Origin of the sequence: Streptomyces hokutonensis, from assembly GCF_042751305.1 — a bacterium.
Taxonomy (GTDB): Bacteria; Actinomycetota; Actinomycetes; order Streptomycetales; family Streptomycetaceae; genus Streptomyces; species Streptomyces hokutonensis_A.
Genome location: NZ_JBHYWD010000006.1, coordinates 401,255 through 418,345 on the forward strand (window position 1 = coordinate 401,255; position 17,091 = coordinate 418,345).

Annotated in this window: 17 protein-coding genes, 1 tRNA gene and 1 pseudogene; 14 read left to right on the forward strand and 5 right to left on the reverse strand. The window is 70.0% G+C overall.

The genetic code is table 11. From position 1 onward, the window contains the following. Positions 1-151: 151 nt before the first annotated feature. The 3 genes from ACFXC1_RS19335 (at position 152) to ACFXC1_RS19345 (ending at position 2,586) form a co-directional block, all read left to right on the forward strand. Positions 152-904 (forward strand): GOLPH3/VPS74 family protein, encoded by a 753-nt coding sequence (locus tag ACFXC1_RS19335; RefSeq protein ID WP_026179532.1) that lies wholly within the window; start codon positions 152-154, stop codon positions 902-904. Between the two features lie 372 nt (positions 905-1,276). Next, positions 1,277-2,134: a helix-turn-helix domain-containing protein gene (locus tag ACFXC1_RS19340; RefSeq protein ID WP_381244191.1), complete on the forward strand. Its 858-nt coding sequence runs from the start codon at positions 1,277-1,279 to the stop codon at positions 2,132-2,134. 242 nt (positions 2,135-2,376) lie between these two features. Beyond that, entirely contained in the window at positions 2,377-2,586 is a 210-nt protein-coding gene (locus tag ACFXC1_RS19345; protein ID WP_381244193.1) for a DUF397 domain-containing protein, read from the forward strand. A 416-nt stretch (positions 2,587-3,002) separates the two neighbouring features. Here the strand turns inward: ACFXC1_RS19345 and ACFXC1_RS19350 are convergent, their stop codons facing one another. Both ACFXC1_RS19350 and ACFXC1_RS19355 read right to left on the reverse strand, forming a co-directional pair. Then, a complete protein-coding gene (locus ACFXC1_RS19350; RefSeq protein WP_381244194.1) occupies positions 3,003-3,875 on the reverse strand; it encodes a MerR family transcriptional regulator in 873 nt (290 codons plus the stop codon). Positions 3,876-3,953: 78 nt separating this feature from the next. Continuing rightward, on the reverse strand, positions 3,954-4,457 hold the full coding sequence (locus ACFXC1_RS19355; RefSeq protein ID WP_381244195.1) for a glutathione peroxidase: 504 nt from the start codon (positions 4,455-4,457) through the stop codon (positions 3,954-3,956). 137 nt (positions 4,458-4,594) lie between these two features. On the opposite strand from ACFXC1_RS19355, the pseudogene ACFXC1_RS19360 reads away from it, so the two are divergent. From ACFXC1_RS19360 to ACFXC1_RS19370, 3 genes and pseudogenes are all read left to right on the forward strand, one after another. Beyond that, positions 4,595-5,023 (forward strand): annotated as a pseudogene (locus ACFXC1_RS19360) (MFS transporter); the annotation flags it as partial. A gap of 204 nt (positions 5,024-5,227) precedes the next feature. Then, on the forward strand, positions 5,228-6,358 hold the full coding sequence (locus tag ACFXC1_RS19365) for a GNAT family N-acetyltransferase (RefSeq protein ID WP_381244197.1): 1,131 nt from the start codon (positions 5,228-5,230) through the stop codon (positions 6,356-6,358). Positions 6,359-6,553: 195 nt separating this feature from the next. Next, entirely contained in the window at positions 6,554-7,690 is a 1,137-nt protein-coding gene (locus ACFXC1_RS19370; RefSeq protein ID WP_381244199.1) for a DUF475 domain-containing protein, read from the forward strand. Between the two features lie 75 nt (positions 7,691-7,765). Here ACFXC1_RS19370 and ACFXC1_RS19375 read toward each other — a convergent pair. Beyond that, positions 7,766-7,838 (reverse strand) — tRNA-Arg (locus tag ACFXC1_RS19375). Between the two features lie 675 nt (positions 7,839-8,513). Then, complete coding sequence (locus ACFXC1_RS19380) at positions 8,514-9,467, reverse strand: TetR/AcrR family transcriptional regulator (protein ID WP_381244201.1); 954 nt, start codon at positions 9,465-9,467, stop codon at positions 8,514-8,516. Positions 9,468-9,568: 101 nt separating this feature from the next. Here ACFXC1_RS19380 and ACFXC1_RS19385 point away from each other — a divergent pair, with 101 nt between their 5' ends. The 8 genes from ACFXC1_RS19385 (at position 9,569) to ACFXC1_RS19420 (ending at position 16,345) form a co-directional block, all read left to right on the forward strand. Further along, positions 9,569-10,507, forward strand: a complete 939-nt coding sequence (locus ACFXC1_RS19385) for an NADP-dependent oxidoreductase (protein WP_381244203.1) — start codon at positions 9,569-9,571, stop codon at positions 10,505-10,507. A 27-nt stretch (positions 10,508-10,534) separates the two neighbouring features. Then, positions 10,535-11,245 carry an SDR family NAD(P)-dependent oxidoreductase gene (locus tag ACFXC1_RS19390; protein WP_381244205.1) on the forward strand — a complete coding sequence of 237 codons (711 nt, stop codon included), beginning with the start codon at positions 10,535-10,537 and terminating at the stop codon, positions 11,243-11,245. Between the two features lie 78 nt (positions 11,246-11,323). Then, positions 11,324-11,695 carry a DoxX family protein gene (locus ACFXC1_RS19395; RefSeq protein ID WP_381244207.1) on the forward strand — a complete coding sequence of 124 codons (372 nt, stop codon included), beginning with the start codon at positions 11,324-11,326 and terminating at the stop codon, positions 11,693-11,695. Positions 11,696-11,733: 38 nt separating this feature from the next. Then, a complete protein-coding gene (locus ACFXC1_RS19400) occupies positions 11,734-12,372 on the forward strand; it encodes an NAD(P)-dependent oxidoreductase (protein WP_381244209.1) in 639 nt (212 codons plus the stop codon). Between the two features lie 180 nt (positions 12,373-12,552). Next, positions 12,553-13,515, forward strand: a complete 963-nt coding sequence (locus ACFXC1_RS19405; protein WP_381244211.1) for an NAD(P)-dependent alcohol dehydrogenase — start codon at positions 12,553-12,555, stop codon at positions 13,513-13,515. A gap of 47 nt (positions 13,516-13,562) precedes the next feature. Next, a complete protein-coding gene (locus ACFXC1_RS19410) occupies positions 13,563-14,705 on the forward strand; it encodes an LLM class flavin-dependent oxidoreductase (RefSeq protein ID WP_381244213.1) in 1,143 nt (380 codons plus the stop codon). Positions 14,706-15,026: 321 nt separating this feature from the next. Then, complete coding sequence (locus ACFXC1_RS19415; RefSeq protein ID WP_381244214.1) at positions 15,027-15,914, forward strand: dioxygenase family protein; 888 nt, start codon at positions 15,027-15,029, stop codon at positions 15,912-15,914. Then, positions 15,911-16,345 carry a nuclear transport factor 2 family protein gene (locus tag ACFXC1_RS19420; RefSeq protein ID WP_381244216.1) on the forward strand — a complete coding sequence of 145 codons (435 nt, stop codon included), beginning with the start codon at positions 15,911-15,913 and terminating at the stop codon, positions 16,343-16,345. The genes ACFXC1_RS19415 and ACFXC1_RS19420 overlap by 4 nt, the downstream gene beginning before the upstream one ends. 278 nt (positions 16,346-16,623) lie before the next feature. On the opposite strand, the gene ACFXC1_RS19425 is transcribed toward ACFXC1_RS19420, so the two are convergent. Then, positions 16,624-17,082 carry a MarR family winged helix-turn-helix transcriptional regulator gene (locus ACFXC1_RS19425; RefSeq protein WP_381244218.1) on the reverse strand — a complete coding sequence of 153 codons (459 nt, stop codon included), beginning with the start codon at positions 17,080-17,082 and terminating at the stop codon, positions 16,624-16,626. Positions 17,083-17,091 lie beyond the last annotated feature (9 nt).

The window sequence follows — 17,091 nt, forward strand, 5'->3', positions numbered from 1 at the left end:
GAACGATGTACCAGTGTCCTGTGTGCGGGCTTAACCCCTGCGGTAGACGAGAACGACATACCTACCGGTTCCACTACGAAGCGGTCACGCACTCTCGACAGACCAATGTGAGAGGGGTCACCCTGTCATTCATCCACGCGGGGAGGCATGGATGGGCAGGAGCCGCAGAACTCTTCCGGAAGAGCTTCTACTGCTGGCATTGGACCCGGCCACGGGTACCACTGCGCAGCCGCAGTCGCTCGACCTCGGTCTGGCCGGAGCACAGCTAGTGGAGCTGGCGCTGGCCGGACGGATAGCCCCAGACGGGGATCGTATCGCCGTGGTAGTCCCACGGCCGACCGGAGATCCGACTTTGGACTGCGCGTTGGAGTTGCTGCGAAGGCGTGGCGCTCCCGTGCGTGCAGTGAACTGGATTGGCGGGCCCCGACTGGGACTTCGCCAGACCTACCTCTCGCATCTGGAGCGGTGCGGCATGGTGCATGCCGTGGCGGGACAGATGTGCGGGGTGTTGCCCACGACTCGCTACCAGGCGACGGACAACGAGATCAGCCGTGAGATCAGGGCGCGACTCGATTCCGCGATCCGCACCGGCGTACCGCCGGACCCGCGGACCGCGGCGCTCGCCGCACTGGCGCACGCGGTGGGTCTGGGCAAGCACCTGTATCCGGGTAACGAGGGACGTTCGTCCCGCTCCCGGCTGCGGGACCTGATCAGGCACGACCCCATGGGCGGACTCGTGGCGCACGCCGTGATGGACGTCCAGAACGGTGTGGCCGCACAGCCACGCCGCAGCCCGGCCCCGGCCGGCCGTCAGGCCGCGCCCGGATCAAGGCCACCGGAACCGGCTCGTGGTGTTCCGATGCAGCCGCACCGCGGCACCATGGCGCGCGCCGTGGCTCACTGAGCCGCAGTTCCACGGCACACGCCCGCATCAGGCACGACAGGACCGCACCACCGTACGACCGCAGTACACGCACCACACGCAGTACCGCCGCACCGCCAGTCCCCAAGACCCGGTTCGGGAGCCGCTGGTCCGAGCGGGGTGGAGTAGACGTAACGTCACTCCACCCCGCTCGGCCGCATCTACGGACGCCGTGGGAAATCGGAACCTGGCCCGTACCTGCCGCATATCCACCGTTTCCCAGCGGTAGAAACCACCTTGGTGGCAGTCTGCTCAACAGCAGATACGCAAAGTGGCAAGCAGTGAGCAGCAAGTAGCGGCAAGTAGCAACAAGCAGTGGCAAGCAGAGGCATGCAGCCGGAGGTGCACGTTCCCGTGGCGTCAAGTGTCAATCCCACCGTCAGGCGACGCCGGTTGGGCCAGGAGTTGCGTCGGCTCCGAGAGCTCAAGGGCATGACGGCCGAAGAGGTCGCCGAGCGGCTGCTGGTGTCGCAGTCGAAGATCAGCCGGCTGGAGAACGGCCGGCGCAGCATCAGCCAGCGCGACGTCCGCGATCTGTGCGGGGTGTACGAGGTCGAGGACGTCCGGATCGTCGACTCGCTGATGCAGATGGCCAAGGACTCGCGCCAGCAGGGCTGGTGGCACTCCTTCGGCGACATCCCGTACAGCGTCTACATCGGCCTGGAGACGGACGCCGCCTCGCTGCGGGCCTACGAACCCCAGATCATCCCGGGCCTGTTGCAGACCCGGCCGTACGCCGAGGCGCTGATCCGGGGCGCGCTGCCCGAGACCTCGCCGAGCGACATCCAGAAGCGCGTCGAGGTGCGGCTGCGCCGGCAGGAACGTGTCTCCTCCGGGGAATCCCCGCTGCGCCTGTGGACGGTGCTGGACGAGGCGGCGCTGCGCCGGGTCGTCGGGGGCCGCCAGGTGATGCGCGAGCAGCTGGAGAATCTCGCCGAGATGTCCCAACTCCCGCACGTCACCGTGCAGGTGCTGCCCTACGAGGTGGGCGCGCACCCCGGTCTCAACGGCCAGTACGCCATCCTGGAGTTCCCCGACGCGGCGGACTCCAGCGTCGTGTACATCGAGGGCGTCACCAGCGACCTGTACCTGGAGAAGGCGGCCGACGTGCAGAAGTACAGCGTCATGTACGAGCATCTGCGCGCCCAGGCCCTGAACGTGGACCAGTCGCACCAGTTCATCGCGGACATCGCGAAGGAGTACGCCCGCTGAGTGGCCCCGTCCGGCGGAAGGTGCCGCACCTTACACCTTCCGCCAGCCAGGATGGAAGCACCAGGGGAATATGCCACCCGGTCGAGTGAATGGCCGCTTCGCCTACCAATGTTGGCGAGTAGCGTCGATCACGCCATCGAGCAACAGGCGTTGGCGCAAACCGTGTTGTACGTCCGGAGTGTTCGTGGCCGGACGGGACGCGCGGTGACAGCGACTCATCAACTGGCGTAACCGGAGCAAAAATGGCAATTCAGCAAGGCGCCAACGACAACTGGATCAAGTCCTCGTACTCGGCCGGAAACGGCGCGTGTGTCGAGGTCAAGTCCCCAGCTCTCGCGGCGTTGGCCGTACGGGACTCCAAGACCCTCGACGGCCCCACGCTGGCGTTCCCCGTCGACGCGTGGACCGCCTTCGTGGCCGAGGTCGGCAGGGGGACTGTCGGCCTCGCGTGACGGATGACCACTCCCATTTCACAGACACACCGAAAGAGCCCTCTCGACTGGCCCGCCGTCCCGGCCGAGGGGGCTCGGCCATGCCCACCCCACGCGACCAACGGGCCCGTGCCGCACCTGTCGAGCCTATGCCGTGACCGCCGGGCCCGCGCCCGCACCTGTCGGCCCTGTGCCGCGACCGGCGAGCCCGTTCCCACGGCTACCGGGGCCCGGCCCCTTCCGCGGCGATCGAGCCCGATCCGCGACTATGGGGACCGGGCCCGATCTACGGCTACCGAGCCCTGCCAGGGTCAACAGGCTTCGGTTCTACGGTTACTGAGCCCCTGCCGCGGCCAACGGGCACCAGTCTTACGGCTGCCGAACCCGTGCCGAAGCCAACAGGCCCCGCTCCTACGGCTGTTGAACCCCTGTCACGGCTACTGAGCCGGATCCCGTTCCACCGGGAACGCCACATCGCACACCGCGTCCTCGGGGCCGGCCGCGTCCCAGTCCGCGAAGTACACCTCACGGCACGGACCGGCGAACCGCAGCCCTTCCGCGGCGACCCACTGCTCCACCGCCTCGAACGCGGCCAGGATCTGCGGATGCGCCACCTGCGCCTTGGTGATGCGGGTGTACGCCAGCCGCCGGGCCGGTTCCACCCGGACCGCGGTCTGCCGGGTCCGCCCCTGCCGCGCTGCCCACGCCCGGGCCGCCGCCTCGTCCGCGACCGGTACGCAGGACTCTGCCGGGCCGTCGCTCTCCGTCGACACCTCGGAGTGGTAGACGACGAAGGGCGAGGCACTCACGCCCCCGCACTCCTCGGCCGCCGCCTCCAGGCGTCCGAGCGAGGCCCCGATCCAGGCCGGCAACTCGTCCGCGAGGGTGTGCCGGGTCTCGGTGATCAGCACCTGCTGCGGCACCTCGACCGTCTCGACCACGAACTTTCCGTACATCTCGGAACTCCTCCCCGAAAGGCGTGCACGGAGGTACTCGGCGAGCGTGCGCTGCCCGGCGATCCGGGTCTCGACGTCCGTCCAGTACGCGGCGAGGAGTTCGGCCGCGTCCGGCCCGTCCGCCTCGACCAGCGCGGCGACTTGGGCCAGCGGCATGTCCAACTGCCGTAGCAGCGCCACGAGTCGGGCCTGCTCGACCTGGTCGGCGCGGTAGTAGCGGTAGCCGCTGGCCGCGTCGACCCGGTCCGGGGTCAGCAGCCCGAGGCGGTCGTACAGCCGCAGCGCTTTGGCCGAAAGCCGCGCCCGGGCGGCGAACGCCCCGATGGTCAGCAGTTCGTCGTTCACCCCAGCCATCCTCCGTCACCGGGCGGAATCCGTCCGCCCGGCGAGAAGGACGCTCAGCCCTGCCCCAGGGGCAAGGTCAACACATGCTCAGGCGAGGGAACCCTCCACCGCCGCCACGACCTCCGCCGACTCCGGCTCGGTCTGCGGGGAGAAGCGGGCGACGACCGTGCCGTCGCGGCCGATGAGGAACTTCTCGAAGTTCCAGCGGATGTCGCCGGTGTGGCCCTCCGCGTCCGCGAAGCCGACGAGGCGCTCGTACAGCTCGTGCCGGCCGTCGCCGTTGACCTCGACCTTCTCGGTCAGCGGGAAGGTCACGCCGTAGGTCGCCGAGCAGAACTCGGCGATCTCCTCGGCGCTGCCGGGCTCCTGCCCGAGGAACTGGTTGCAGGGCACGCCGAGCACGGTGAAGCCCTGTGCCGCGTACCGCTCCTGGAGCCGCTCAAGGCCCGTGTACTGGGGGGTCAGCCCGCACTTGGAGGCCACGTTCACCACGAGGACGGCTTGGCCGGCGTACTGGGAGAGGTCCGCCGAGCCGCCCTTGAGCGACCCGATCTCGACGGCGAGGGGACCCGTGTTCTCTGTAGTCGTCATAACCGGATGCTAACTCCGGTAAATGTCGTTCTCGCGAGCGGCCCATCCGTCTCGGGACCTACACACCGGCAGCCTCCACCACGGCCTCCCCCGCCGCCGTCCGCGAATACAGCACCGAGCGCCCCGCCCGCCGCTGCGCGGCGCTGGGCATGTTCGTGGGCGACCTGACCCTGGGCCGCTTCGTGCCGGCCGCCCTGCGCGGCCGCCTCGACATCCCGCTGCGCCTGCTGCTGGCGGCGCCGTACTTGTTCTTCGCGCTGCGGCCGGGCATGCCGTGGGCGGCGATCGCCGTGTGCGTCGCCTCCGTCGGCTACGGCGCGAGCCTGGTCCTCCAGGAGCGCCTGATGGAGCTCACACCCGACGAACTCGCGGGCCACGCACTCGGGTTGCGCTCCGCGGGCCTGCTCGCCATGCAGGGCGTCGGCGCGGCGCTCGCGGGCACGCTGGCCCAACTGACCTCCTCCGCAACGGCGATGACCCTGATGGCGACCGGATCGGCAGTGGTCACAGGGGTGTTGGCGGCCTGCGCCCGGCAGGACCGCCCGGTGACCGTCTCCGCCTGTTGATCGCCTCCGTGTCCTGATCGTTCCCGGATCGTTCCCGGCCGGGCGATCCGTGCTCTTTCCATGACCACAGGCATCCTTGACGGCGTCCGTACTGTTTCGCGACGTTTGAGACCTGCCGAACTGTTCGTCTCTCGTCGTACCGTGGGAGGAGTAGGCAGGGCGCGGACGACGCGTCGTGGGGGAAATGTGGGGGGACGGTCGCCCATGCGATCCATGCGATCCAATGGCAAGGCGGACATCACGATCCACAGACCGGAGGAGTTGAGCACCTCGCTCCGCCAGGCCTGGCACAAGGCGATGGACGAGTCGCCGGACTACGCGAACCCTTTCCTGGCACCGGAGTTCGCGGACGGCGTCGGCCGTCACCGCGGCGGTGCGCAGGTGGCGGTGCTGCACGAGGGCGGGGAGCCGGTCGGCTTCTTCCCGTACGAGCGCAACCCTTTCGGCGTCGGCCGGGCCATCGGCCTCGGTCTCTCCGACTGCCAGGCCCTGGTGCACCGGCCCGGTGTCACCTGGGACGTCCAGCAACTCCTGCGCGCCTGCGGCCTGTCGGTCTTCGAGTTCGACCATCTGGTCGAGGAACAGCAGCCGTTCGGCCGCCATGTCACGGGCACCTTCGCCTCCCCGGTGATCGACCTCAAGGACGGCGACGGCGAGGTCCCCTATGCCGAGTGGCTGCGCGGCGCGTACCCGGGCATCGCCAAGACGACGCTGAAGAAGGAACGCCGGCTCGGCCGCGACCTCGGCGAGATGCGCTTCGTCTACGACGACCGGAGCCCCGAGGTGCTGCACACGCTGATGCGGTGGAAGTCCGCCCAGTACCGCAGGACCGGCCGCATGGACCGCTTCGCCCGGCCGTGGATCGTAGACCTGGTGGACCATCTCTTCCGGGTCCGCGAGGAGCACTTCACGGGCATCCTGTCGGTCCTCTACGCCGGGGACCGCCCGGTCGCGGCCCACTTCGGACCGGCGTCCCGCACGCTGTTCGCGGCCTGGTTCACGGCGTACGACCCCGAACTCCGTTACTACTCCCCGGGGTTGATCATGCACCTCAGGATGGCCGAGGAGGCGGGCCGGCACGGTGTGCGCCTCATGGACCTGGGGCGCGGCGACAAGGAGTGGAAGGACTGGCTCAAGACCCGCGAGCTGCGCGTGGGGGAAGGTTTCGCCACCCGCCCCCACCCGGTGGCCACGGCCCACCGCCTGTGGCGCCGCCCGGTCCGCGGCCTGCGCAACACGGTCCTGGCCCACCAGTCCCTGCGCGACCCGGCCGACCGCCTCCTGAAGACGGTCGGCGCGCTGCGCACATCGGGCCGGGCGGCGCTCAAGAAGTGACGGCGCGGCGACACCGACTCCGGAGGGGCCCTCGACCTGGCCGGTCGAGGGCCCCTTTCGCGTGTTTTCCGTGCCCCTGATCGGCCCCGTCATCCGCGCGACAGGCGGCCGTGGTAGACAACGCCGATGATTGGTCGGGTTGTTGACGGATACCCGGCCCGCGGGCGACCGCGCGACAACAGGAAGGGGCAACCCGTGCTTCTGAAGACCTTCCGCTGGTCGTTCGCGGTCACCGCGCTCGGCCTGGCCCTGGGAGTCTGGTACGGCGGCTGGACGGCGTTCGGTGTCATCGCGATCCTGGCCGTCCTGGAGATCTCGCTGTCCTTCGACAACGCGGTGGTCAACGCCGGGATCCTGAAGAAGATGTCCGCCTTCTGGCAGCGGATCTTCCTCACGGTCGGCGTCCTGATCGCGGTGTTCGGCATGCGCCTGGCGTTCCCGGTCGTGATCGTCGCCGTCACGGCGAAGAAGAACCCGATCGACGCGGTCAACCTGGCCCTGACCGACAAGGACCGCTACGAACAGCTGGTCACCGACGCCCACCCGGCGATCGCGGCCTTCGGCGGCATGTTCCTGCTGATGATCTTCCTAGACTTCGTCTTCGAGGACCGCGACATCAAGTGGCTGGGCTGGCTGGAACGCCCGCTCGCCAGGCTCGGCAAGGTCGACATGCTCTCGGTCTGCCTCGCCCTGATCGTCCTCCTGATCACGTCCTTCACCTTCGCCACCCACGCCCACCAGCACGGCGGCGCCCACGCGGACAAGGCCCAGACGGTCCTCGTCTCCGGCATCGCGGGCCTCATCACCTACATGATCGTCGGCGGCCTCTCCGGCTTCTTCGAGAACCGCCTGGAGGCGGAGGAGGAAGCGGAGGCGGAGGAACGGGAGCGCGAGGGCGAACGCTCGCCCGTGGTCCTGGCAGGCCAGGCCGCCTTCTTCATGTTCCTGTACCTGGAAGTCCTCGACGCGTCGTTCTCCTTCGACGGCGTGATCGGCGCCTTCGCCATCACGAACGACATCGTGCTCATGGCCCTCGGCCTGGGCATCGGCGCGATGTACGTCCGCTCACTGACGGTCTACCTGGTCCGCCAGGGCACCCTCGACGACTACGTCTACCTGGAGCACGGCGCCCACTATGCGATCGGCGCCCTCGCCGTGATCCTCATGATCACCATCCAGTACCAGATCAACGAGGTCATCACGGGTCTTGTCGGCGTCCTGCTGATCGGATGGTCGTTCTGGTCGTCGGTGCGGCGGAACAACGCGCTCGCGGGGGCGGGGACGGGGGAGACGGCGGCGGCCGAGGACCCGGATGCGGCGAGGGTGCCGTAGCCCGGAAAGAACGACGACGGCCCCGAACCCTCTCGCGGGTTCGGGGCCGTCCTGATGTTCCGACTACTACAGGTGTGCCCCCGGCAGGATTCGAACCTGCGACACCCGCTTTAGGAGAGCGGTGCTCTATCCCCTGAGCTACGAAGGCGGGGGCTTGTGGAAAACCTTGTTGAAAACCCAGGACGTGGATCTTCGGCAAGGGGCACAAGCCCGCTGGTCAGACATGGTGCGATGCTCTCCGCCCGGTCACCTGAGCAGACAACGCGACGTACCAACGACCGACCAGGGACAGCGTAGCGGATGCGCGCCGGCAGCTGTCCTCTGTATAGAGGCAGGAGAGCGGGGCGGCGAGCTTGAACGTCTCTGAGCTGCAGCTTCTGTGGCCTGTAGCGAATGATTGGTGGGCGTTCTGGGGCAGCGGCCGAGGGCGGTTGGACCGTTCTGCTCCATGCGTCAGCTTGTGGGGCCACTGAGTGCTGTAGCGCTGGCGTCTGGCAGGGCAGGTCGCCCCTTGTTCGGGGACAGGTCCCCTTCTGGAACTCCGTGCAGACTCTCGCCTTCACCCTGGCATGAATCGCGGTTGACGACTTTGCTGACGCCGCCCCGATCTCACAGCGTTGCGGGCACGGATGGGGCTGCTGGTCGCTCGACTGTTCCGGGCGCCTCCGCTGCCCTGTAGGTCCGAACGTGATCGGTACGGCGGTATCGGGACGACGAGAGGGGGCGGCGCGGCCGTTGGCGAGGACCCGCGCCGCAGCCGGCACCCTCCTGGCTGTCACCGGTGCATCCCTCCAGGTCATGGGTTGCCTCTGCGTTCACGGCGTCATGGCCTGAGCTGGGGCGGAGCGCGCGGTTCTCCGTTGCCGGGTGGGCATCCGTCACGGCGTGCACGCGTACCACGGGCCGAAGCTGCCGCCCTAGACGGTGTCCGGGCCGGTTCGTGAGAGTCGGACCATGGCGCGGTAGAGCGCCGCGGGCCTCGGGGCTTCGGGCACCGCGGGAAGCGGTGCGCCGGGTGTGGCGTAGGAGCGGAGCATGTGGCCGACGAGGCGGCGCCAGGCGTCGGGGGCGGGGGGGCGGGCTGGGGGGGGCGCAGGCGGGCGGGTGCGGGGCCGCCGCGGCCCGCGGGGCGCGGGCGACAGCGGCGGGTCTGGGGGGCCCGCGCGGTTGGGGGGTTGGGGGGGGTGGGGTTGGGGGGGTGTTGGGGGGGGGGGGGGGGGCGGGGGGGGGGTGGGGGGCCGCGGGGGCGGGGGGCGCCCCCCCCGGCGTTGGCCATGAGCAGGATGACGAGGTCCTGGTGGGTGAAGTCGTCGCGCAGGTGTCCGCTGTTCTTGGCGCGGGCGATGAGCTCGAGGAACCCGTTGTGTGACTCGGCGCGGCGGGCTTCCAGCGCTTTGGCGGCGGGGAAGGTCATGGTCAGGACGTCGGCGAAGCCGCGGTCGGCGGCCTGCATGGCGCAGACGGCGTGGAGGTAGCCGGTGAAGCCGTGCCAGGGGTCGGGGTCGGCGAGTGCCGCGCTGACGGCGTCGGCGTAGGCGTCCATGCGGTCGGCGAAGACCGCGTTGACGAGTTCCTCCCGGGTCGCGAAGCGCCGGCCGAGTGTGGCTTTGCCGACGCCTGCCTCGCGGGCGACCGAGGCCATGGAGACGCCGAGCCCTTCGGTGGCGTAAAGGCGGCGGGCGGCGGCCAGGATGCGGTCGCGGTTGCGTTCGGCGTCGGCGCGCAGTCCCGTGCCGGGCTGCCGGCACGGTGTCTGGTCGGAAGGCGGGGAGGTCATGCCTTCATTCTACTCAAGTGGAACGGGTGGACCGTTTCTGGTGTACGGTGGGCCGCAGTGGAAGTGGGCCACCCGTCCCACTTATTTCGGAGGGTTTTGTCATGCGCGCTGTCACGCTCGAATCCGTTCCCTCGGCCCCGGCCGTGGCCGAGGTGGACACTCCTCGCCCGGCGGCCGGGGAATTGCTGGTCAAGGTGGCCGCCGCTTCGTTGAACGGCATCGACCTCGCCACTGCCGCCGGTTACACGCAGGCGTTCATGGAGCACCGGTTCCCGCTGGTCCTCGGCCAGGACTTCGCAGGCACGGTCGAGGAGCTCGGCGAGGGCGTGGAGGGCTTCGCGGTCGGCGACGCGGTCTTCGGTGTCGTCCTGAAGCCCTACTTGGGCGCCGGGTCGTTGGCCCAGTACGTCACGGTGGCCGCCGGACACGGCGTCGCCCGCATCCCCGCGGGCGTCGAGGTGGGAGACGCGGGCGCGCTGGGCGTGGCCGGAGCCACTGCCCTGGTGAGCCTGGACGCGGTTGCCCTTTCCGAGGGGGAGACGCTGCTGGTCTCCGGGGCCTCCGGCGGGGTGGGCGCACTGGCGGTGCAGCTCGCCGCCGCCCGTGGCGCGAAGGTGATTGCGACCGCCCGCCCCGGCGCGCAGACCGACTTCGTCACCGGGCTGACCGGCGCGGATGTCCACGTGGTCGACTTCACCGGTGACCTTCAGGGGCAGGTCCGCGCGATCGCCCCGGAGGGCGTGGACGCGGTGCTGCACCTGGCGGGCGACGGCGCCCAGCTGGCCGCCCTGCTGCGGCCTGGCGGCCGGCTCGCCTCCGCCACCGGCCTGACCCAGGACGACGCCAAGGGGTATGACGTCACGGTCCACACGATCATGTCCAACCCCGACGTGAAGATCCTGACCTTCCTGGTCGAGCAGGTCGCCTCCGGCGCGCTGCGCGTGCCGGTCACCGCCACCTACCCGCTGGAGCGGGCCACGGAGGCGTTCGCCGCCTTCAGTGCCAGCGCTCCGGGCAAGATCGCCGTCTCCTGCTCCTGACACACGCCCAACGGAGGAGGAACGACCGTGCCCACCATTGCCATCGTCGGCGCCGGCCCCGGTATGGGCCTGGCCATCGCCCGCACCTTCGGCAGCCGCGGTTTCGACGTCGCGCTGATCGCCCGTACCAAGGAGAAGCTTCAGACGCTGGTCGACCGGCTCGGTCAGGAGGGCATCACGGCGGAGGCGTTCACCGCCGATGTCCTGGACCGGCCCTCCCTGACCGCCGCCCTGGACGCCGTGAAGGTCCGCTTCGGCGGCATCGACGTGCTGGAGTACTCGCCGGCAGCGCACTCCCTACTGGAAAACTCGCCGGCCGCGCACTCCCCGGTGCCCCACCTCACCCTGGCCACTCCCTCGGAGGCCACGGTGGACAACCTGCAGCCGCAGATCGAGTACGTCTTCTACGGCGCCGTCGCCGCCGCCCGCGCGGTGCTGCCCGCGATGCGGGAGGCGGGCGCCGGCACCCTGCTGTTCACCACCGGCGGCGGTTCGGTGGATCCCGTCCCCATGCTCGGCAACGTCCACGCCGCCGGTGCGGCCCTGCGCAACTGGGTGATCAACCTGGGCAAGGAGCTGGCCGGCAGCGGTGTGCACGCCGCCCACGTGGCGATCAACGTGTGGATCGGCGACGGCGGCCCGGAGGGCTTCCCGACGGCCACGTCCGACGAGATCGCCCCCCTGTACTGGGACCTGCACGAAAACCGTGACCGCTCCGAGGCCGTCTTCAACGCCTGACCGGCCCTCCCACCCCGCTCCCGGGCCGGCGCATCCCCTCTCACCCCGCCTCGTCCCCCTCGTCAAAGGAATCCGTACGTGAACGTCTTCTTGTGGATCGTGCAGGCCGTGCTGGCCGCCATGTTCGCCCTGGCCGGCGTCATGAAGTCCACCCGGCCCAAGGAGAAGCTGGCCGGCCAGCTGCCCTGGACCGCCGACTTCTCGCAGGGCACCGTCCGCTTCATCGGCATCGTGGAGTTCGCCGCAGCCCTCGGACTGATCCTGCCCCCGGCCACCGACATCGCCCCCGTGCTGACCCCGCTGGCCGCGACCGGCCTGATCGTGGTGATGGTGCTGGCCGCGATCACCCACGCCCGCCGCAAAGAACCCTCCGCGATCGCCTTCAACGCCGTCCTGCTGATCCTGGCCGCCCTGGTGGCCTGGGGCCGCTTCGGCCCGTACGGCTTCTGACCCCCACGCCCGATCGCCACCGCGAGGAACCAACCCTGATGCGTGTCACCGTATTCGGCGCGTCCGGTGCCATCGGCCGCCTGGTCGTCCAGCAGCTCCTGGACGACGGCCACCAGGTCACCGCCCTGATCCGCGCACCGGCCAAGCTCGCCCTCACCCACTCCCAACTCGCGGTCGTCACCGGGCAGTTGTCCGACGGCGATGCCGTCGAGCAGGCCGTCAGCGGCGCCGACGCGGTGATCAGTGCCCTCGGGCCGTCCCTGAAACGGTCCACGACCGGCACCCAGGTGACCGACGGAACCCGCACCATCGTGCAGGCCATGGAGGCGCAGAAGGTCGCCCGGTTCATCGGCCTGGCCACGCCCTCGCTTGCCGATCCGCGGGACAGGCCGCACTGGAAGCACAAGGTGCTGCCCGTCGCCGCCGGCCTGATGTTCCCCAACGCGCTGGCCGAGCTGAAGGGCATGACCGAGGCCGTCACCGGTTCGAGCCTCGACTACACCATCGCCCGCATCACCAACCCGACCAACAAGCCCGCCACCGGCCGCATCCGCTCCGGGTTCCTCGGCCACGACAAGGTCGCGTCCGCCATGAGCCGCGCCGACATCGCCGCGTTCCTCGTCGCCCAGCTCACCGACACCCGCTACCGGCGGGCCATGCCCGCCATCAGCAACTGAGGCAAGGACCCCGCCATGACCTTCGAGCTCGGCGTCCACTCCTTCGGCAACAAGTCCGCAGCCGTGGTCACCGCGGTTCTGTTCGTGCTCGCCCAAGTCGTCGCCCGGGGCCGGTTCAGCCTCTCCGGCGGGTGAACCCGATGCGCGTCGTCCACCGAACCTCCGGCAAAGGAGCCCGCCATGGCGTCTGACCAGCTGATGATGCGCGCCGCTCAGTACGACCGTTACGGAGGCCCCGAGGTGCTCTCCGTCGGCACCGTCCCGCGTCCGTCCCCCGGTCCGGGCGAGGTGCTCGTCCGGGTCCACGCATCCAGCGTCAACCCGGTCGAAACGAAGATCCGTTCCGGCGCGATGCGGGTGATGACCGGACGGCGCTTCCCCAAACGCACCGGATTCGACTTCGCCGGCGAGGTGGTCGAACTCGGCGGCAAGGTCACCGACGTCAATGTGGGCGCACATGTGTGGGGCATGCTCAGCGACTTCTCCGGACGAACGGGTGCGGCCGGCGAATACCTCCTGGCCAAACCGAAAGCCATCAGCACCGCGCCCAGCGGCACGGACCTGGTGGCAGCCGCCGCCCTGCCCTCGGTAGGCGTCACCGCGCTGCGCGCCCTGCGCGACAGCCTGCGCCTGCGCGCGGGGCAACGACTGCTCGTGGTCGGCGCGAGCGGCGGCGTCGGCAGCACGGCGGTCCAACTGGCCCACGCCTGGGGAGCCCACGTCACCACCGTCGCCGGCGCCGCCAACGCCTCGTTCTGCTGCGAACTCGGCGCCGACGTGACCCTGGACTACGCCACCACCCCACCGAGCTCCCTGAAGGGGACGTTCGACGCCGTCCTCGACTGCCACGGCTCCTCGGTCCGCGACTACCGCCGTGCCCTGCGCCCCGGCGGTCGCATCGCCTCGCCCTCCGCCGGCGCCATACCGTTCGCCCTGCTCTCCGTCGTCCTGCCCGGCCCGCGCGTACGCCTCCTCATGGCCAGCTCCCGACGCGCGGACCTGCAAACCCTCGCAGACCACGTCGACGGGAAAGACCTGCGCCCGGTCATCGAGCGCGTCTATCCCCTGGACGAGATCCAGGACGCCCACCGGGCCACCGAAACCGGCCACGCCCGCGGCAAGCGCGTCATCCGCCTCGTGTAGCGCCGAGGGGGTGCCGTCCGAGCCCTCTGCTGCTGGGAGTCGGTTCCGTGCGTCGCGCCGACATCGCCGCGCTCCTCGTCTCCCAGCTCACCCGCGCTCGCCACCGGCGTGCCATGCCCGCCATCAGCAACTCAAGCCAGGACCCCGCCATGACCTTCGAACTCGGCGTCTACTCCTTCGGCAACACCCCGCGCCTGCCCGACGGCAGCCGTGGCCCCACGTCCCAGGCCCTCCGCGACGTACTGGAGGCCATCAAGCTCGCCGACGAGGTGGGACTGGACTTCTTCGGGGTGGGCGAGCACCACATGCGGGCGATGCCGCTGTCCTCACCCGCCTCCGTGGTCAACGCCGCCGCGGCCGTCACCCACCGGATCAAGCTCAGCACCGCGGTCACCGTCCTGTCCACCGACGACCCGATCCGGGTCTTCCAGCAGCTCGCCACCGCCGCCTCCCTCGCGCCCGGACGCATCGAACTGGTCGCCGGACGCGGCTCGTCCACGATCACCTTCCCGCTCTTCGACCACGACGAGCACGACTACGACATGCTGTACGCCTCCAAACTCGCCCTGCTGATGGCGGTCAACGCCGGCGAGAACGTCACCTGGCGCGGCCCGCACCGCAAACGGCCGCTGCAGAATGTCACCGTCTTCCCCCGCCCCGAGGAACCGCTGAAGATCTGGCTGGGCACCGGCGGCAGCCCGGACTCGGTCTACCGCGCCGTCGAGTTGGGACTGCCGATGTTCCTCGGCATCCTCGGTGGCACGCCCGAGCACTGGGCGCGCTACGGGCATGCCTACCGGGCCGCCTGGGACGAGGCCGGCCACCCCGCCGAGCAGGCCGACATCGCGGTGGCCGTGCACGGCTTCGTCGCCGGGTCCGCCGCCCAGGCCCGGTCCACCTACCTGGAGTACGAGCACCGGATGATGGCCGAGGGCAGCGCCGAACTGGGCCGCCCCGCCCCCTCCCGCGCCGACCGAGCCGCAGCCATCGAACCCGGCGGCATGGTCTTCGTCGGCAGCCCCGACGAGATCGCCGACCGCATCCTCCACCTGCACGCTCTGCTCGGACACACGCGCCAGATCCTGCAGATGGACGTCGGCGGCATGCCACAGCCCGACTTCCTGCGTGCCATCGAACTCCTCGGCACGAAAGTGCTTCCCCGGATCCGCGCCGAGCCGGCGAAACCATGAGCAGGAAACCTCCCCATCACGGGGGCCGCCTACCGCCCCGCGATCTCCGCCATACGGCCGGCTCGGCGCCCCGACCAGCGGGTGCCGCCTCCGCAAGCCGAGCGGTGTGCCCCCGGGCCGACCGCCGACCACTCCGCCGGACTCCGCGCCGCCGAGGTCGCCCTCGCCATCCGCGGGGAACCAGCCCCGCCGCCGCCCGAAGTGACCGCGGCGTGAAGACCGTCGCCACCGGCTTACGCGCCCGTGGTCCGCCGACTCTCCTCATGCCCCGGGCGCCTGATACCCGTCCTCAGTGATCCCCCCACCATGAAGGAGACCGCAATGACCACGACCACCGATCCGTCCTACGTCGACCCGGCGCTGATCAACCCCCGCACGTTACGTCTCGTCGAGGCGTTCAAGGACGCCCTGGCCCGCCTCCGCGACGAGGAAGGACTGACCTTCGACGACCTCAACGCCGTCACCGACCTGTTCCAGCAGCTCCAGACGGCCACCGGCGCCCCCCTCGCGTTGGTCGCCATGCCCCTGTACGGCGAGCTCTTCCAGGGCGGCCGGGACGGCTACACCCCCTCCGAGGACGTCAAGAGCCCCACCGTCATCCCCGGCTCCCCGCGTATCGACAACCCCGGCACCCTGCCGATGCGGCCGGACGAGCCCGGGATCCCGCTGATCGTGTCCGGCCGCGTTCTGGACGGCCACGGTCAGCCGCTCGCGGGCGCCAAGCTGGAGATCTACCACGCGGCCAACAACGGCAACTACTCCGGTCTGTACGACGACGGAGTGCCCAAGTACAACCTGCGCGGGCACCTGTTCACCGACGCCGACGGCCGCTACACCTTCACCACCGTCACCCCCGTCGCCTACGCCGACGAATACGCCATGGCGATCGACAGCGTCGTCGAGGCCGCCGCGGCCCTCGGCCGCAGCCTCTACCGCCCGGCCCACATCCACTACGAGGTCCACCACCCTGAGCTGATCACCCCCTGGTTCGGCGAGATCTACTTCAAGGGAGACCCCGTCATCCCCGTCGACTTCGTCGGCTCGAAGCTGGCCCACCCCGCCCTGCAGGCGGACACCACCCTGCACGAGAACCCCGAGGACATAGCCGCCCACGGGTTCCAGGGCCCCTACCGGACCATGGAGTTCGACTTCGTCCTCAAGACCCGCACCAGCCCGGACACCCTCACCCCGAAGGGGGAGAAGGCATGACTCCCGAAGAGGCAACGGCCTGGGCGCTGACCCGGCTGAACACGGCCTTCTTCCACCACTACGACCGCCGCGAGTACGACGAACTGCTCCAACTGTTCGCCCCCGAGGCCCTGTACGAGGTCCATGGACGCAAGCTGCGCGGCCACGCGGAGATCCTGGACGTGCTCCACGCTCGCTCCGGTCCCGAGGTAACGGTTCGTCACCTCGTCACCGGCCAGCACTTCCACAGCATCGGGGACGGGACTGCCCAGGCCACCGTCTCCCTGCTCGCCTACGCCGGACCCACGCCCGTCGACGAGGGCCCCGCCCTCTATCCGGCCGCGAACGCCGGACACGTCGTCGAACTCAACGACCACTACCGGCTCGACAACGGGCACTGGAAGATCACCCACCGCGTGGCCCACCCGGTACTCGCTCCGGCCTCCGCCTGATCCCTCCACGGGGGCATCGTGTCTCGTCGGCGGGAACCGCTATGGCCGTTCCCGCCGACGAGCAACCGCCCGTTCGGGAAGAGACGCGACCACCCCTGGGGGATCACCGGATCGTGCGCTCGCACCGATGAAGGTCCCGCTGCCGCTTCAGCGCCGTGGCTCATCGCAGAAGAGGGCGGAGCCGGGTCTGTCGGCTTTCGAGGTCGCCGGTATGGAATTTCACGCTCGGCAGCACCACTCCTGTCCGGCCACGACGAGACGCGCGCCGGGCAACGGGCTTACGTACCGGCGTTGCCGTCGCGCAGAGAACGGATCATGCTCTGCAGGATCCGGAACGCGCCCGCCTGCTCGGTCTGTGTCATGCCGGCCAGCATTCTGACCTCGACGGACCGGACCGCTACGGTCGCCTTCTCAAGGCTCCGTCGGCCGCGAGGCGTGAGCCGGGTGGGAAGTGCCTTCCCGACGGGTGCCTCGGCAGGCCTGGTCACGTAGCCGTCCCGTTCCAGGGCCTGGAGCAGCACGTTCATCGACTGCCGCGTCACGAACGCGCCCCGCGCGAGCTCGGAGTTCGACAAGCCCGGCCGTTGCGCCAGCAGCTCAAGGCAGGAGTAGTGCGTCACGCTCATCCCGAGCGGCCGCAGCACCTCCTCCATGGCGGCGCGCAGGACGCTCGACGCCTCTTTCAGCAGGTAGCCCAGTGACGTCTCCAGGTCGACGCCGGCACCGTCTTGATTCATGTCAGCATT

What these genes read in the sequence shown, in the direction of transcription:
- ACFXC1_RS19335 (WP_026179532.1), top strand. Translation starts at nt 152, where the DNA reads ATGGGCAGGAGCCGCAGAACTCTTCCGGAAGAGCTTCTACTGCTGGCA.
- ACFXC1_RS19345 (WP_381244193.1), top strand. Translation starts at nt 2,377, where the DNA reads ATGGCAATTCAGCAAGGCGCCAACGACAACTGGATCAAGTCCTCGTAC.
- ACFXC1_RS19350 (WP_381244194.1), bottom strand. Translation starts at nt 3,875, where the DNA reads ATGGCTGGGGTGAACGACGAACTGCTGACCATCGGGGCGTTCGCCGCC.
- ACFXC1_RS19355 (WP_381244195.1), bottom strand. Translation starts at nt 4,457, where the DNA reads ATGACGACTACAGAGAACACGGGTCCCCTCGCCGTCGAGATCGGGTCG.
- ACFXC1_RS19365 (WP_381244197.1), top strand. Translation starts at nt 5,228, where the DNA reads ATGCGATCCATGCGATCCAATGGCAAGGCGGACATCACGATCCACAGA.
- ACFXC1_RS19380 (WP_381244201.1), bottom strand. Translation starts at nt 9,467, where the DNA reads ATGACCTCCCCGCCTTCCGACCAGACACCGTGCCGGCAGCCCGGCACG.
- ACFXC1_RS19385 (WP_381244203.1), top strand. Translation starts at nt 9,569, where the DNA reads ATGCGCGCTGTCACGCTCGAATCCGTTCCCTCGGCCCCGGCCGTGGCC.
- ACFXC1_RS19400 (WP_381244209.1), top strand. Translation starts at nt 11,734, where the DNA reads ATGCGTGTCACCGTATTCGGCGCGTCCGGTGCCATCGGCCGCCTGGTC.
- ACFXC1_RS19405 (WP_381244211.1), top strand. Translation starts at nt 12,553, where the DNA reads ATGGCGTCTGACCAGCTGATGATGCGCGCCGCTCAGTACGACCGTTAC.
- ACFXC1_RS19415 (WP_381244214.1), top strand. Translation starts at nt 15,027, where the DNA reads ATGACCACGACCACCGATCCGTCCTACGTCGACCCGGCGCTGATCAAC.
- ACFXC1_RS19420 (WP_381244216.1), top strand. Translation starts at nt 15,911, where the DNA reads ATGACTCCCGAAGAGGCAACGGCCTGGGCGCTGACCCGGCTGAACACG.
- ACFXC1_RS19425 (WP_381244218.1), bottom strand. Translation starts at nt 17,082, where the DNA reads ATGAATCAAGACGGTGCCGGCGTCGACCTGGAGACGTCACTGGGCTAC.